This is a genomic window from Peribacillus sp. SIMBA_075 (genome assembly GCF_046534585.1).
The window spans coordinates 1-247 of the sequence record NZ_JAWRYN010001296.1; the positions used below are offsets into that span (position 1 = coordinate 1).

At 35.6% G+C, this 247-nt stretch carries 1 protein-coding gene; it reads right to left on the minus strand.

Going from position 1 to position 247, the window contains the following annotated elements:
* Positions 1–247: ATP-binding cassette domain-containing protein (locus SB775_RS32520; RefSeq protein ID WP_410865414.1), on the minus strand; the 247-nt coding region annotated here is incomplete at both ends.

Sequence of the window (247 nt, forward strand, 5' to 3'; positions counted from 1 at the left end):
GTTCTAATAATTCATTTTGCATTTCTTTTCGAATAATTGGATCTAACGCACTAAATGACTCATCCATCAGTAGGACATCTGGATTATTTGCTAGTGCTCTTGCGATACCAACACGCTGCTGCACACCACCGCTAAGTTGTTCCGGATAACTGTCTTTATTATTTTCTAGACCTACTAATTTTAGAGATTCTAACGCTTTTGTTTCTCGTTCTTCTTTTGATACTTTTTGTATTTCTAAACCATATGC